Origin of the sequence: uncultured Bradyrhizobium sp., assembly GCF_964252615.1 — a bacterium.
Classification (GTDB): domain Bacteria; phylum Pseudomonadota; class Alphaproteobacteria; order Rhizobiales; family Xanthobacteraceae; genus Bradyrhizobium.
Genome location: NZ_CAXUNQ010000035.1, coordinates 14,948 through 30,365, shown reverse-complemented (window position 1 = coordinate 30,365; position 15,418 = coordinate 14,948). Strand labels below are relative to the sequence as shown.

The window sequence follows — 15,418 nt, the reverse complement described above, 5'->3', positions numbered from 1 at the left end:
GGCGTCACACCAGCCGCGACTGCACCATAGCCGCCTGCACGAAGGAGGCGAACAGCGGATGCGGCTCGAACGGGCGCGACTTCAGCTCGGGATGGAACTGGACGCCGATGAACCAGGGGTGATCCTCGTATTCGACGATTTCCGGCAGCACGCCGTCCGGCGAAGAGCCGGAGAACCGCAGCCCGTGCTGTTCGAGGCGGTCCTTGTAGGCGGTATTGACCTCGTAGCGGTGGCGGTGGCGCTCCGAGATTTCGATGGCACCGCCATACACTTCGGACACCCGGCTGCCGCGCCGCAACGCCGCGGGATAGGCGCCGAGGCGCATGGTGCCGCCGAGATTGCCGGCTTTCGACCGCTTCTCCAGTTCATTGCCGCGCAGCCATTCGGTCATCAGACCGACCAGCGGCTCCGGCGTCGGCCCGAACTCGGTCGAATTGGCGTCCTCGATGCCGGCCAGGTTGCGCGCCGCCTCGATCACCGCCATCTGCATCCCGAAACAGATCCCGAAATACGGCACGTCGCGCTCCCGCGCGAACTGCGCCGCCCGGATCTTGCCTTCGGCGCCGCGCTGGCCGAACCCGCCGGGCACCAGGATGCCGTTGACGTGCTCGAGGAACGGCGCCGGATCCTCGTTTTCGAACACCTCGCTCTCGATCCAGTCGAGATTGACCTTCACCTTGTTGGCGATGCCGCCATGGCTCAGCGCCTCGATCAGCGATTTGTAGGCATCCTTCATGCCGGTGTATTTGCCGACGATGGCGATAGTGACGGCGCCTTCCGGGTTCCGCACCCTCTCGTTCACCGTGTGCCAGGTTTCCAGCGCAGGAGGGCGGCCCGAGGGAACGCCGAACGCCGCCAATACCTCGTCGTCGAGGCCTGCGGCGTGATAGGCCTCCGGCACGGCGTAGATGTTGTCGACGTCGCGGGCCTCGATCACCGCACTCTCACGCACATTGCAGAACAGGCCGAGCTTGCGGCGTTCTTCCTTCGGAATCGACCGGTCGGTGCGGCACAGCAGGATGTCGGGCTGGATGCCGATCGAGCGCAGTTCCTTGACCGAATGCTGGGTCGGTTTTGTCTTCAACTCGCCGGCGCTGGGTATGTAGGGCAGCAGGGTCAGATGAACGTAAATGGCGTGGCCGCGCGGCAGGTCGTTCTTGATCTGGCGGATCGCCTCGAAGAACGGCAGACCCTCGATATCGCCGACGGTGCCGCCGATTTCGCATAGCACGAAGTCATAGCCGTCATTGCTGTCGAGGATGAAATCCTTGATGGCGTTGGTGACGTGCGGGATCACCTGGATGGTGGCGCCGAGATAGTCGCCGCGTCGCTCCTTGGTCAGGATGTCCTGATAGATCCGCCCCGTGGTGATGTTGTCGGCCTTGGTCGCAGGGCGCCCGGTGAAGCGCTCATAATGGCCAAGATCGAGGTCGGTTTCCGCACCGTCGTCGGTCACGAAGACCTCGCCGTGCTGGTACGGCGACATGGTTCCCGGATCGAGGTTGAGATAGGGGTCGAGCTTGCGCAGCCGGACCTTGTAGCCCCGCGCCTGCAGCAGGGCGCCGAGCGCCGCCGAAGCCAGACCTTTGCCGAGCGAGGAAACCACGCCGCCGGTGATGAATATGTACCGCGCCATGGGGCTTAACCTTTAAGGCCACCAACCCGATTCGCCAAAACGAATCGCGACCTGCGGTGCAGCAAACCGTTTCGCTGTGGGTGACGTGAAAAACAAAGTGGTGTCAGTCTCTTGATGGAGACTGCTGATGCAGTACGGCAGGCCCCGCCCTGCATGGCCGCACTGCTTTATTGCGACCGGGGCGCCTGCGGCCCGGCCGGCGCCTGCTGGTTCTGCTGGCGCTCGTCCGATTTCTTCAGCGAATCCAGGATACCGCCACCCGACGGCGGCGAAATCGGCGTCGCCGGGCCGGCTGGCTGCGACTGCGATGCCGGATCGCCGGGGATGATCGAGCTCGGCTTGCGGTCATAGCTTGCGAGCCACGACAACAACAGGCTGGTCAGGAAGAAGCCCACCGCAAGAACTGCCGTTGTGCGCGACAGCAGGTTGGCGGTGCCGCGACTAGACATGAAACCGCCGCCGCCGCCCATCCCGAGGCCGCCGCCTTCGGATTTCTGCAGCAGCACCGTCGCGATCAGGGTTGCGACGAGCATCAGGTGAACCACGATAACGACAGTCTGCATCTGAACCTTCCATCGCAAGCCCGCAGTGGCCGATGTAACGGCGGCGGGTCAGGCTTGCGGGGTTTGAAGTCGCGCGGTGTCTACACGATAGAACGGGGTATTGTCACCCCCGCACCGCACCGTCGTTAGTTAGGGGCAACCAGCCGCAATCGCAAGGAAATCGGCGGCTTTCAGGCTGGCGCCGCCGACCAGCGCGCCATTGACATTGGGCACCGCCATCAGTTCGGCTGCGTTCGAAGGTTTTACCGAGCCACCATACAGAATGCGTATCCTGCCGCCTTCGTCCTTAAACCGGATAGTGAGATTATCGCGTATAAGCTTATGAACTTGTTCAATGTCCCCTATGGTCGGAGTAAGACCCGTACCGATCGCCCAGACCGGCTCATACGCAACCACGAGGTTGGCCGCGGTGGCGCCATCCGGCAGCGAGCCGTTGAGCTGGCCGCTGCAGATGTCGAGCGTCTGTCCGGCGTCGCGATGCGCACGAGTTTCCCCGATGCAGACGATCGCCACCAATCCCGCCCGCCACGCCGCCTCCACCTTTTGCCGCACCAGCGCGTCGCTTTCCCCGTGATCGGCGCGGCGCTCGGAGTGGCCGACGATAACGGCGGTGGCGCCGAGATCTGCGAGCATTTCGGCCGAGAGATCGCCGGTATGGGCACCCGACGCCTTGGGATGGCAATCCTGTGCCCCGATCTGAATTCTGGACCCCACGGCCACGACTGCGAATGTCATGATCAGCGTCGCCGGCGGGCAGATCAGCAGATCGGCCTTGCGCCAGAGATCGCCTCGGCCAGCCATCATCTGTCCGAATTCGCCGGCCGATTCCTTGAGCCCGTTCATTTTCCAGTTGCCGGCAATCAACGGACGAATGGCGTCGGTCATGGTCAAGGTCCCGCGAGGCTGAGTTGGCCAGCGCTAGCAGAACGCAGCGGCCGGGACTAGACGCCGGGTCGGCGCTTTACCATCGTTAACCGCTTCAATTCGCCGCCCCGCTGAGGTTGCGACGGGAGGGTAGCCACTTTATGATGAGACTCAACTCGGTGACGCCCTGCCGCGGACCCCGCGGCCCGTCGCGAACCCGGTTCCCTCCTGCCAGATAAGTTGGACCCATGCTTCGAGGAATGCGCAAAGCCTCATCAAACTGGCTCGGCAAGATCATTATGGCGACCGTCATGGGCGTGCTGATCATCAGCTTCGGCGTCTGGGGCATCGCCGACATTTTCAAGGGGTTCGGCCAGTCGACGCTGGCCAAGATCGGGCGCACCGAAATTTCAACCGAGCAGTTCCGCCAGCTCTACACAGAGAAGCTGCAGCAGATCGGCCGCCAGTTCGGCCGTCCGCTGACCATGGATCAGGCGCGCGCTTTCGGCCTCGACCGTCAGGTGCTGCAACAGATCGTCGCCGAAGCCGCGCTTGACGACAACGCCCGCCAGCTCGGCCTCGGCCAGTCCGACGCCGAAACCATGCGGATGATCACCAGCGATCCGAACTTCAAGGGCGTCTCCGGTGCCTTCGATCCGGCCCGCTTCCAGGCGACGATCCGGCAGGCCGGCTATACCGAACAGCGCTATATCGCCGATCAGCGGCGGGTTTCGCTGCGCCGGCAGATCGCCAACACCATCACTGCGGGACTGGAGCCGCCGAAAACCCTGATCGATGCGCTGGTCAGGTTCCAGAACGAACAGCGCACCATCGATTACGTCAAGCTCGACACCGCCCAGGCCGGAACCATCGATCCGCCCTCGCCCGAGGCACTGGCCGGCTATTTTGAAGATCACAAGACCCAGTTCCGCGCGCCCGAATTCCGCAAACTATCCTTTGTCATGATCACGCCCGAGGAGATCGGCAAGTGGGCGACGGTGTCCGATGAGGATGCCAGGAAGATCTTCGAGGAGCGCCGCGACAAATTATCGACGCCGGAACGCCGTCAGGTTTCGCAGATGGTGTTTCCGAACATCGAGGAAGCGGCTGCCGCCCGCAACCGCATCGCGTCTGGGCTGTCGTACGACGATCTGGCCAAGGAACGCGGCCTCAATCCATCCGACATCGATCTCGGACTGGTCGCGAAATCTTCCATGATCGATTCCGCGATCGCCGACGCGGCATTTTCACTTGCTCCCGACGACGTCAGCCAACCCATTCAGGGCCGGTTCGGGGTCGCCCTCGTCAAGATCGGCAAGATCGAACCGGGTCTGCAGCCCGCTTACGAAAGCGTCGCCCCCAACCTGAAGCGCGAGATCGCGGGCGAACGCGCCCGCACCCAGGTCGCAAGCCTTCATGACAAGATGGAAGACGAGCGCGGCGGCGGCGCCAGCGTGATCGAAGCCGCCCAGAAACTTGGGCTTACTGCCGTCACGGTCGAAGCCTCCGACCGGTCCGGCCGCGCCCCGAACGGCCAGCCGGTCCCCGGCATCCCGCAGGGCCTCGCCGTCGTTACGCAAGCCTTTTCCAGCGACGTCGGCGTCGACAACGACCCGATCCAGTTCAATGGCGGATATGTCTGGTTCGACGTCCTCGGCATCACGCCGTCGCGCGAGCGCGGCATCGACGAGGTCAGGGACCAGGTCGAGGCGCGCTGGCGCAATGACCAGATCACCAGTCGGTTGCGCGCCAAAGCGACCGAGATGATTCAGAAGCTCGAGCAGGGCGGCAAGCTCGCCGATGAAGCCGCAGGCCTCGGATTGAAAGTCGACACCGCGGCCGGATTCAGGCGCGATGCCACCGTGCCAGGCCTGCCGGCCAGCGTGATCGAGGCGGCCTTCCGCACGCCGAAGGATTCGGCGGCGCAGTCCGCCGGTGCCGGCGGCGGCGACTGGATCGTGTTCCGCGTCACCGATGTGGCCGTGCCGGCGGTCGATCAGGCTTCCGACGAAATCAAGAAACTGAAGGAAACCCTGCTGCGGGGCTTGAGCGACGAACAGGTCGCCGAATACGTTACCAAGCTGGAATCACAGATCGGCACTACCATCAATCAGAGCGCCCTCGCCCAGGTCACCGGCGCGAATAATTGAGGTCCGGTCCTGTAGGACGGGTTGAGCCAACGGGCCACGCGAACGCGTGCCCGATGATAAACTCCGCGAAACCCATCTTGAGCGAAGGCGCGGAACGTGATGGGTATCGCTTCGATCAACCCATCCTATGAGTTCGAAAGCAATCGATGGACGACCTCAAGGCCCTGATCGGAAAAGTCGCCACCGGCGCGACGCTGTCGCGCGACGAGGCGGCATCGGCATTCGACAGCATGATGTCGGGCGAAGCCACGCCATCGCAGATGGGCGGCCTGCTGATGGCGCTGCGGGTGCGCGGCGAAACCGTCGATGAAATCACCGGCGCCGTGGCCGCGATGCGCGCCAAGATGCTGCGCGTCAGGGCCCCCGAGGGCGCCGTCGACGTGGTCGGCACCGGCGGCGACGGCTCCGGCTCGGTCAATGTCTCGACCTGCGCCTCGTTCATCGTGGCAGGCTGCGGCGTGCCGGTGGCCAAACACGGCAACCGCGCGCTGTCGTCGCGCTCCGGTGCGGCCGACGTGCTGTCCGCGCTCGGCGTCAAGATCGACATCGCGCCCGACCATGTCGGCCGCTGCGTCACTGAGGCCGGGATCGGATTCATGTTCGCGCCGTCGCATCATCCGGCGATGAAGAACGTCGGCCCGACGCGTGTGGAGCTTGCCACGCGAACCATCTTCAATCTGCTGGGTCCGCTGTCCAATCCGGCCGGCGTCAGGCGGCAGATGATCGGGGTGTTCTCGCGGCAGTGGGTGCAGCCGCTGGCACAGGTGCTGAAGAATCTCGGCGCCGAATCGATCTGGGTGGTGCATGGCTCCGACGGACTGGACGAGATCACCCTGACCGGCCCGACCTTCGTCGCCGCGCTGGAGAACGGCAATATCCGCACCTTCGAAGTGACGCCGGAAGACGCCGGGCTCAACCGCGTTGGCGGCGATGCGTTGAAGGGGGGCGACGCGGCGGCGAATGCCGTCGCACTGCGGGCCGTGCTCGACGGCAAAGCGGGCGCATTTCGGGAGGTCGCGCTGCTTAATGCGGCGGCCGCATTGATCGTCGCCGGCAAAGCCAGGGATTTGAGGGAAGGCGTCGCGCTTGGCTTGACATCGCTCGATAGCGGCGCCGCCGCGGCCAAGCTGAAGCATCTCGTCGCGGTTTCCAACGGTTGAACGCGGGATCCGAATGTCCGATATCCTGACCAAGATCGAAGCGTATAAGCGCGAGGAGATCGCCGCCGCCAAGGGCGCGCATCCGATCGCCAGCGTCGAAGCGCGGGCGAAGACGGCACCGGCGCCGCGCGGTTTTGTGCGGGCGATCCGGGAAAAACTCGCGCATGGCGATTACGCGCTGATCGCCGAAATCAAAAAGGCCTCGCCATCGAAAGGCCTGATCCGCGCCGATTTCGATCCGCCCGCGTTGGCGCTGGCCTACGAAACCGGCGGCGCGGCCTGCCTGTCCGTGCTCACCGACACGCCGTCGTTCCGGGGTCACCTCGACTTCATGGTCGCCGCGCGCGCCGCTACGTCGTTGCCGGTGCTGCGCAAGGATTTCATGTACGACACCTACCAGGTGGTCGAGGCCCGCGCTTATGGGGCGGATTGCATCCTGATCATCATGGCGGCGCTCGATGATGCCGCGGCCCGAGACATCGAGGATGCCGCGCTGGCGCACGGGATGGATGTTTTGCTCGAGGTTCATAACCGTGAGGAATTGGATCGCGCGCTAAAACTCCGCTCGACGATGATCGGCGTCAACAATCGCAACCTGCGCACATTTGAAACCACGCTTGCCACCAGCGAGGCACTGGCGCCGCTGATTCCGAACGACCGCCTGATGGTCGGCGAAAGCGGCATCTTCGCGCCGGCGGACCTGGCGCGCCTGGCCCGCGCGGGCATGTCGACCTTCCTGGTCGGCGAAAGCCTGATGCGGCAGGCGGACGTCGCGGCGGCGACCCGCGCTTTGCTGACCCGCGACGACGTTCACCGCGCCACCGGGACGCGGTAATCATGGCCGGCAAGGGATCAAGACGCACCGCGAAAGACCGGCCCGCCCTCACCCATATCGATGCCGCGGGCGAAGCGCGGATGGTCGACGTATCGTCCAAGCCCGCTACCGAACGCGCGGCCATCGCCGAGGGCCGCGTCGTCATGAGCAGGACGACCCTCGACCTGATCGTTTCAGGCAACGCCAAAAAAGGCGACGTGCTCGGCACCGCCCGGATTGCCGGCATCATGGCGGCAAAGCGGACCCCCGATCTTATTCCGCTATGCCATCCTTTGGCGCTGTCGAAAGTGACCCTCGACATCGCGCCCGACGGCAAGCTGCCCGGCTGCATCGTCCGCGCCACGGTAAAGGTGAACGGGGCGACCGGCGTTGAAATGGAAGCACTGACCGCGGTATCGATCGCGTGTCTCACCATCTACGACATGATCAAGGCCGTGGAGCGCGGGGCGCGCATCGAAGGTATTCATCTGGTCGAGAAGAAGGGCGGCAAGTCCGGGCATTATCGCGTTAGGGATTGATCCATGAAAATAAAGAAGGTTGGAAAAGCCATGTCGAAGTCCACACCTCTCGCTGCGGTGACCGTGATCGTGCTGCTCGCCGCCGCAACGCCGCCGGCATCGGCACAGGCGGCAAACACCGAACCCGGTTATTGCGCCCAGTTCTATCCGAACTCCGATTGCAACAGCGTCGGCCCCGCAACGCCTGAAAGCAACAAGACGCAGGGTGATCCCATCGAGAATGATGCGAGCGAGGCGGCATCAGCCGCCCCGCCGGTGAAGCCTGCCAAACCCCGCAAACAAGCGCACCGTTCCGATGCTATTGCGGCTGGCGCCAAGGCGCCGAAGACCGATGCCGCGAAATGATCGCGGGCGTCGACATCACGCCAGTTCGCAATTCTTATGCGTATATGGATGACAAAGCGTCGTACTGCGCGCAACGTTATCGTTTGTACGACCCGGCGTCGGGCACTTATCTTGGCCGCGATGGCCGGCGCCATGGGTGCCAGTGACGGCATGACCTGATCGAAGGAAAAGGCGGTCTGCAGATCGCCATTTCCTCATCGCGGGGAGCGGGCAACCGCTCTGCCATCAGTTGGACTGCTTCGCTCCGGCAATGACGGCGGAGCCGTCGAGCCCATTCTGCCACGTCGAAGGTTGTGTCCCAAAACCGCGCTTGGCGCGGGTGCCGAGCCAGTATCCGAACTGCGGCGGTACGTTGCGGAACGGACCTTCGACGCCCAGCTTCAGCGCCGCGTCCATCGGCCAGTTCGGATTATTGAGAATCTCGCGCCCCACCGCGATCAAGTCGGCCTGCCCGTCGCGCAGGATCTGCTCGGCCTGGTCGCCATGGATGATCAGGCCGACCGCCATGGTCATGATGCCGGCATGGCGCCGGACGTATTCCGACAGCGGCACCTGATAGCTGTATTTGATTTCCTTGCCCAGGATCGGCGCGACGTCGGTGATGCCGCCGGACGAGCAGTCGATGACATCGACGCCTTTGGTTTTCAGGATTGCGGCGAGCCGCGCGCTCTGCTCAGGACCCCACCCCGCATTGTCCTCCACCGACAGCCGCACAAACAACGGCTTGTCACCGGGCCACCAGGCGCGCACGGCTTCCGTTATTTCAATGAGAAAGCGCATCCGGTTGATTTCGGAGCCGCCATATCCGTCGGTGCGCTGATTGGAGCGCTCCGACAAAAATTCATGCACGAGATAACCGTGGGCGCCGTGCAGCTCCAGCACCTCGAAGCCGGCTTCGTGGGCGCGCCTGGCGGCGTTGCCCCAGGCTTGCACCAGATCTTTCACCTCGCCGCGCTCCATCGCGCGGGGGACCGGCCACTTTTCGCTGTGAGCGATCGCGCTCGGCGCAACCGGCGTCCAGGCGTCCCAGTCGTCGATGTCAGGCGTTCGCTGCAACGGCCGGTCGCCCTCCCACGGCCGGGTGGCGCGCGCCTTACGGCCGGAGTGACCGAGCTGAATTCCCGCCACCGCCTTTTGCTGCTTGATGAATCCGGCGAGGCGGCTCAGCGGCTCGATAAATGCATCGTCCCAGATGCCGAGATCGCCGACGGTACCGCAGCCGCGCCGCTCCACCTTCGTGGACTCGACAACGACAAGCCCCGCGCCGCCGGCCGCGAATTTGCCGGCATTCATCAGGTGCCAGTCGGTCGGAAAACCCTTTACTGCAGAATACTGATGCATCGGCGGCACCACGATGCGGTTGCGCAGCTCGACGCCGCGTATCGTAAATGGCGAAAACAGCAACACGTCGCTCATGTCCATCTCTGGCAGACCTGGTGATCGCGGCATTCCGAGCCGAACGGGGCGCGATTGATACCGCGAATGTCGCAGCATTCCCATAGCAGATCAACGGCTTGCGGTTATTGCGGTCACTGGATTTGACGGTAGCTGTTAGAATAGTTCGCAGGTTTTTCATTGCATCGGTTGAAAGGCACATGCGGAAATATTGATCGCCCCGGTTGCACGATGTAGCATGGTGCCTTCTGCAACGGATGCGCCGGCCGAAGCGCGGCCTACAGTTGCCGCAGCGGAACGGCGCTGCTCTTACCAACAATGGATTTTTCAAATGAAATACGAAATCCTACCTGACGACACCGTCGACCAGAACGGCGTGGTATTGCACCGGATCAGACGCATAGCGGACGGGGCGCTCGGCGGTTACGTCCAGAGCGAAGCCAATCTGGACCAGGCGGGGTCATGCTGGCTGCTCGACCAGTCCCGGGCCTACGGCACGGCCACCATCAAGGACAATGCGCAGGTCTCTGGTACGGTGTACGACAGCGCCGCTGTCTCCGGTAACGCGGTGGTCACCGGACGGGTTTTTGGCCAGGGCAAGGTCATGGACAACGCAGTCATCCGCGGACAAGTCTATGAGAATGCAACCGTGAAGGATTTCGGCACCATCTACGGCGAGGCGTATGGCAACGCCGTTGTCGAGGATCACGCCATCGTCTTCGGCACGATCTCCGGCAACGCAGTAGCGAGCGGCCATCAAATCATTTTCGGTGCCAAGCACTGATCGGATCTGGTTCGGCGGACGCCGTTAACGTTGTCTGGCGCAGCGAGGGTTCTTGTCCGACCGCCGGTTCTCGCGCATACCGAGGCAATGCCCGCGCCCTTGCTTTCTCCCGGCTCTGCCGATGCGCTGCTGTTCGATCTCGGCCGCGTCGTGATCGACATCGATTTCGGCCGCGCCCTTGCCTGCTGGGCCGGCCATGCCGGCTGCGCGTCCGCGCGCCTGATCGAGCGCTTTTCGCCTGACGAGGCCTACAAGTGTCACGAGCGCGGCGAGAGTTCGGACACCGAATTCTTCGCCGCCTTGCGCGCCTCGCTCGGTATCGACATCACCGACGCGCAGTTTCTCGAAGGCTGGAACGCGATCTTCGCCGGCGAAATGCCCGACATCGCGCCGCTGCTGGCGCGGGCGGCGCGGCACCTGCCGCTCTACGCCTTTTCCAACACCAATCGCGCCCATGAGGCGCATTTTACACGCCGATACGCGGAAGTCCTCGGCCATTTCCGAAAGTTGTTCTTGTCCTCGACCATCGGGGTCCGGAAACCGGACCCCGATGCCTATGATCGTGTGGTGAAGGAGATTGGCGTGCCTGCGTCACGCATTGTGTTTTTCGATGATCTCGCAGAAAACATCGAGGGCGCGCGGGCGCGCGGGTTGGCCGTCGTTCATGTCGGATCAACCCGCGACGTGGCGGACGCGCTGGCCGCGCTGGGAATTTAGGAGATTTTGGTGGCACTGATGCCGGTGGCCGACGCGCTGTCAGCGGTTCTCGCGGGTGCCGAGGCTCTATCCCAGGAGATGGTCGCGCTCGATGCGGCGCATCACCGCGTGCTCGCACGCGACATCGCCGCACGAAGGACCCAGCCGCCGCAGGCGATGTCCGCGATGGACGGCTATGCGGTGCGTTCAGCCGACGCCTCAACGGTCGCCGCACGGCTGCGGGTGATAGGCGAGGTCGCCGCGGGCCGACCGTTCGAAGCGGCGTTGCACGCAGGAGAAGCGGTACGGATTTTCACTGGCGGGGTGATCCCGCAAGGCGCCGACGCCGTGGTGATCCAGGAAGATACGGTACGCGACGGCCCCATCATCTCCCTCACCGAACCGGCGGTCATGGGGCGGCATATCCGCCCGGCCGGCGTCGATTTCTGCGAAGGAGACGTGTTGCTGCGTGCCGGCCGCCGCCTCACCGACCGCGACCTGTCGCTGGCGGCAAGCATGAATTATCCGCAACTCGGCGTGCGACGCCGGCCCAAGGTCGCCGTGCTCGCCACCGGCGATGAATTGGTGATGCCGGGTTCGACGCCCGGCCCCGGCCAGATCGTATATTCGAACGGCTATGCGCTGCGGGCGCTGGCCCGCGCCGAGGATGCCGACACTGCCGACCTCGGCATCGCCGCCGATACGGTCGCGGCCACTACCGACGGCATCCGCCGCGCGCGAGATGGGGGCGCCGACATTCTCATCACCATCGGCGGCGCATCGGTCGGCGACCATGATCTGGTCAAGCGAGCGCTGCAGGCCGAGGGCGTTTCGATGGCGTTCTGGCGGATTGCGATGCGGCCCGGCAAGCCGATGATGCACGGCCGGCTCGGCTCCATGCGGGTGATCGGCCTGCCCGGCAATCCGGTGTCATCCTATGTCTGCGCCTTCCTGTTCATGGTGCCGTTGATTCGGGCGCTGTCGGGCCGTTCGGACGTTCATCATGCAACGGAAACGGCCGTGCTGGGACGCAATCTCGCCGCCAACGATGCCCGCGAGGACTATCTGCGCGCGCAGCTCGAAGAACGCTCCGACGGTGGTTTGGTCGCCACTCCCGTCAACCACCAGGACAGTTCATTGTTGGGAAATCTCGCTGCGGCGCGGGCGCTTGTGATCCGTTCACCGTTTGCTCCCGCGGCGTCCGCTGGATCGCCCTGCGTCATTCTCAGGCTGCCGACGTGATGCTCCACGCACCTGCCTTGCTCGAAAACTTCGTTTTGTTGACGTGAAATTAAGTGGTTGCGGAACACATATGGAACATATAGGGTCCGTTCATGATTTGTTTCGAGTAATTCGCCCGCAACGGAGTCTCCCCGACTTCTCGAAATCGAACGGCACTATCAAATTGAGGATTGGCCGAGATGCTCACGCGCAAACAATATGAACTCCTGCGATTCATCAATGAGCGGTTGAAGGAGGCCGGCGTTCCCCCGTCTTTCGATGAGATGAAGGACGCGCTGGATCTGCGTTCCAAGTCCGGCATCCACCGGCTGATCACGGCGCTCGAAGAGCGCGGCTTCATTCGCCGCCTCCCCAATCGCGCCCGCGCCATCGAAGTCATCAAGCTGCCGGAACTGTCGGGCAATGGCGGCAGCAACGGCCGGCGCGGCTTTACCCCTAGCGTGATTGAAGGCAACCTTGGCAAGGTCCGCCCCAGCACCGGCGGCAGTTCGGAGGACGATTCCAGCCGTCCGGTGTCGGTGCCCGTGATGGGCCGCATCGCGGCCGGCACTCCGATCGAGGCGCTGCAGACCCGCAGCCATACCATCAGCGTGCCGCCGGACATGCTCGGCTCCGGCGAACACTACGCGCTTGAGGTCCGCGGCGATTCCATGGTCGACGCCGGAATCCTCGATGGCGACATGGCGCTGATCCAGCGCAACGAGACCGCCGAAACCGGCGACATCGTGGTCGCGCTGATCGACGAGGAGGAAGCGACGCTAAAACGCTTTCGCCGCCGTGGCGCCTCGATCGCGCTTGAACCCGCCAACACCTCGTATGAAGTCCGCATCCTGCCGCCGAACCGGGTGCGGATTCAGGGCAAGCTGATCGGGCTCTATCGGAAGTATTGAGCGGGCTGGCGGCTAATCTTCCATCTGCAGATCGGCTTCGGCCGGGGTCGCGTCGAGGGGACGCGCCGCCGCGGGACCGGGATAGCTGTTTTCCGGTTCGGTTGGCTCGCCAGCCGCCGGCGACCAGGGGCGATCCGTCCCGTCCGGCTTGGCCGCATCGATCACAAAACCGCCCGGGGTTCGCCGCAAGCTGGTCGCAAGACGTTTTTGCAGCAATTCCCGGCCGATCACCAGCGCCTTGCATCCAAACGGAGCCTGTCGCGCTGTGATGATGACCGCGGCGCGTCCGCAATCATCCGACAGCGCCTCGGGCCGCAGCACCAGTGCTGCGAACGTCCCATCCGCCAACGGCGTCACGCAACCCGCTGCGTCGCAAGAGACGCCGCCGCTAAGCGAAACAGCCTCCGGGATCCGCGCGTCCGCGTCCGCTGCGAGCCATTCCTTGACCAGGAACGTATCCTTTGCAGTCCGCATCAGATGCAGGCGCCCGTCTTTGCCTCGCACGCCGACATTGCGCGCATCGCCCGAGATCAGAATGTCCGGCCGGGGCGCGCAGAGCGCCCATACAATCGCGATCCCAAGGGCGCCCGCGCCGCTCCAGCGCAACGGCGTCCTCAGCAGGCCGAACAGGATGATCCCCGCGGTCGCCGCAATCAGCGGCCCGGTGCCGAATGCCACCATGCGGCCGATGGCCCCGGGCAGTGCCGCGACCCATTGCGCGACCGTGATCATCCAGTCGATGCCGAATTCCATGATGCGCCAGAACACGCCGTCGAAGCCGAACGGCATCGCGACAAGGCCCATCATCCCGGCCGGCATCACCATCACCGACACCACCGGCATCGCCGCAAGATTGGCGACTACCCCGTACGGTGTCACGCGATGAAAATGAAACGCGGCGTAAGGCATGGTCGCAAGGCCCGCGACCAGCGATGCCAGCGCCAGCATCGCAATCTCGCGCCCACCCCATAAGGCAGCCCGCGCGGTGGCCGAATGGTCCGTCGCAGCGAACAGCGCTGGCATGCCCGTCTGTACCAGCGCTACCAGTCCCAGCGTCGCTGCGAACGACATCTGGAAGCTCGGATGCACCAGCGCTTCCGGCGCAATCGACAGCACGATCATCGCTGCCACCGCCAGGGTGCGGAACGTCACCGCGCGGCGGTCGACCATGACCGCAATCAGAACCACGGCGGTCATGAAGAACGATCGCTGAGTCGCAACCTCGGCGCCGGACAGCAGAAGATAAAACAGAGCCGCCGCCAGCGCCGCGGCGGCAGACCACTTCTTGATCGGGAACGTTACCGTCAAGGTCGGAACCAGAGCCAGCGCTGCACGGACCGCGAAGAACACCACGCCGGCGACCACCGCCATGTGATATCCCGAAATCGACAGCACATGACCGAGGCCGGAGATGAACATCGCGTCGTTCACCGGCGCCGAGATGGCGTCCCGCCGCCCCGTCAGCAGGGCGGTCGCGATGGCGCGGCTATCGCCGCTGAGAACCGTGCGGATCCGCGCGTCAATGGCGTCGCGCAGCCCTTGCATGAAGGCCGCATAGCGCAGCGACACGCCGCGGCTGAACGGCGGATCCAGGGTCTTGATGGCGCCCATCACGAAGCCGGACGCACCGATGCCCTGAAAATACATGTCGCGGGCGAAATCATAACCGCCGGGCCGCAGCGGCGCCAACGGCGGCAGCAGCCGCGCCTTCAGTTCGACAAAGCTGCCGACCGCGGGCGCGGTGGCCTTTTTCACGGAGAGGCGGACGCGCGCCAGTTTGGTCTGTTCGCGCGGGCTGTCCATCTGCACCACCCGCAACACGAAGCGGTCAGTACGTTCACGCTCCTCCCGCGTCTCGACAAAACCTTTCAGCGACACCGCATAGATCGGCCGCGCCAGCACGCCATGGGCGACCCGCGCCGTTTTCAGCGTTGCGGTGGCGAAGCCTGCCGCCAATGCTGCCATCATGACGATTGCAGGAAACGCCTTTTGCCGCCGCAACAGCCATGCCGCCGCGCAAAGCACCGCTGCGGTGGCGGCAACCGCCCAGGCAACCGGCTCGCGATCGGCGGCGAAGTAAAACGCAATCCCGGCCCCGAAGGCGACCGGTATCCATGGCAGCAACCGCCCGGCGCCGGCCTCGGCGCGCACCCAGTTTCGCAACTCGGTCCCGAGCGAAGACCATGCGCGATACCCCGAGGGGGCGAAGCCGCCGGCCCGCACCGCCCCGCGCGGCGGCCAAGTCCCCGCCTTGCTTCGGCTGCCTCCCCACTCCGCCACGGCGCATGATCCTCAAGACAGTGCGCCCATCAGAAATGAATTGAAGGATCGCCGCCAGCA

The 15,418-nt window shown here is 64.4% G+C and carries 15 protein-coding genes; 10 read left to right on the top strand and 5 right to left on the bottom strand.

The window, feature by feature from the left end; genetic code table 11:
* Positions 1-4: 4 nt before the first annotated feature.
* The 3 genes from ACFE72_RS16745 to tpiA form a co-directional block, all read right to left on the bottom strand.
* A complete protein-coding gene (locus ACFE72_RS16745) occupies positions 5-1,636 on the bottom strand; it encodes a CTP synthase (RefSeq protein ID WP_375414237.1) in 1,632 nt (543 codons plus the stop codon).
* Between the two features lie 167 nt (positions 1,637-1,803).
* Positions 1,804-2,199 (bottom strand): preprotein translocase subunit SecG, encoded by a 396-nt coding sequence (secG, locus tag ACFE72_RS16740; protein WP_375414236.1) that lies wholly within the window; start codon positions 2,197-2,199, stop codon positions 1,804-1,806.
* A gap of 129 nt (positions 2,200-2,328) precedes the next feature.
* Positions 2,329-3,084 (bottom strand): triose-phosphate isomerase, encoded by a 756-nt coding sequence (gene tpiA, locus ACFE72_RS16735; protein WP_375414235.1) that lies wholly within the window; start codon positions 3,082-3,084, stop codon positions 2,329-2,331.
* A gap of 227 nt (positions 3,085-3,311) precedes the next feature.
* Between tpiA and ACFE72_RS16730 the strand changes: the two genes are divergently transcribed.
* The 6 genes from ACFE72_RS16730 to ACFE72_RS16705 all read left to right on the top strand — a co-directional run bounded on the left by ACFE72_RS16730 (position 3,312) and on the right by ACFE72_RS16705 (position 8,217).
* Positions 3,312-5,213: a SurA N-terminal domain-containing protein gene (locus ACFE72_RS16730; RefSeq protein WP_375414234.1), complete on the top strand. Its 1,902-nt coding sequence runs from the start codon at positions 3,312-3,314 to the stop codon at positions 5,211-5,213.
* Between the two features lie 146 nt (positions 5,214-5,359).
* Positions 5,360-6,373, top strand: a complete 1,014-nt coding sequence (gene trpD / locus ACFE72_RS16725; RefSeq protein ID WP_375414233.1) for an anthranilate phosphoribosyltransferase — start codon at positions 5,360-5,362, stop codon at positions 6,371-6,373.
* 13 nt (positions 6,374-6,386) lie between these two features.
* Positions 6,387-7,208: an indole-3-glycerol phosphate synthase TrpC gene (gene trpC, locus ACFE72_RS16720; RefSeq protein ID WP_375414232.1), complete on the top strand. Its 822-nt coding sequence runs from the start codon at positions 6,387-6,389 to the stop codon at positions 7,206-7,208.
* Between the two features lie 2 nt (positions 7,209-7,210).
* Positions 7,211-7,726 carry a cyclic pyranopterin monophosphate synthase MoaC gene (moaC, locus tag ACFE72_RS16715; RefSeq protein WP_375414231.1) on the top strand — a complete coding sequence of 172 codons (516 nt, stop codon included), beginning with the start codon at positions 7,211-7,213 and terminating at the stop codon, positions 7,724-7,726.
* A 30-nt stretch (positions 7,727-7,756) separates the two neighbouring features.
* Positions 7,757-8,071 carry a hypothetical protein gene (locus ACFE72_RS16710; RefSeq protein ID WP_375414230.1) on the top strand — a complete coding sequence of 105 codons (315 nt, stop codon included), beginning with the start codon at positions 7,757-7,759 and terminating at the stop codon, positions 8,069-8,071.
* On the top strand, positions 8,068-8,217 hold the full coding sequence (locus ACFE72_RS16705; protein WP_375414229.1) for a BA14K family protein: 150 nt from the start codon (positions 8,068-8,070) through the stop codon (positions 8,215-8,217). The genes ACFE72_RS16710 and ACFE72_RS16705 overlap by 4 nt, the downstream gene beginning before the upstream one ends.
* A gap of 79 nt (positions 8,218-8,296) precedes the next feature.
* Here the strand turns inward: ACFE72_RS16705 and ACFE72_RS16700 are convergent, their stop codons facing one another.
* Entirely contained in the window at positions 8,297-9,487 is a 1,191-nt protein-coding gene (locus ACFE72_RS16700; RefSeq protein ID WP_375414228.1) for an NADH:flavin oxidoreductase/NADH oxidase, read from the bottom strand.
* 310 nt (positions 9,488-9,797) lie between these two features.
* On the opposite strand from ACFE72_RS16700, the gene ACFE72_RS16695 reads away from it, so the two are divergent.
* From ACFE72_RS16695 to lexA, 4 genes are all read left to right on the top strand, one after another.
* The gene (locus ACFE72_RS16695; RefSeq protein ID WP_375414227.1) at positions 9,798-10,250 is read left to right on the top strand and encodes a hypothetical protein; all 453 of its coding nucleotides are present in this window, start codon (positions 9,798-9,800) and stop codon (positions 10,248-10,250) included.
* Positions 10,251-10,337: 87 nt separating this feature from the next.
* Positions 10,338-10,967, top strand: a complete 630-nt coding sequence (locus tag ACFE72_RS16690) for an HAD-IA family hydrolase (protein WP_375414226.1) — start codon at positions 10,338-10,340, stop codon at positions 10,965-10,967.
* Between the two features lie 9 nt (positions 10,968-10,976).
* Positions 10,977-12,188, top strand: a complete 1,212-nt coding sequence (glp, locus tag ACFE72_RS16685; protein WP_375414225.1) for a gephyrin-like molybdotransferase Glp — start codon at positions 10,977-10,979, stop codon at positions 12,186-12,188.
* A gap of 179 nt (positions 12,189-12,367) precedes the next feature.
* Positions 12,368-13,078, top strand: a complete 711-nt coding sequence (lexA, locus tag ACFE72_RS16680) for a transcriptional repressor LexA (protein ID WP_375414224.1) — start codon at positions 12,368-12,370, stop codon at positions 13,076-13,078.
* A gap of 12 nt (positions 13,079-13,090) precedes the next feature.
* Here lexA and ACFE72_RS16675 read toward each other — a convergent pair whose 3' ends face one another.
* Complete coding sequence (locus tag ACFE72_RS16675; RefSeq protein ID WP_375414223.1) at positions 13,091-15,358, bottom strand: ComEC/Rec2 family competence protein; 2,268 nt, start codon at positions 15,356-15,358, stop codon at positions 13,091-13,093.
* Positions 15,359-15,418: the final 60 nt, after the last annotated feature.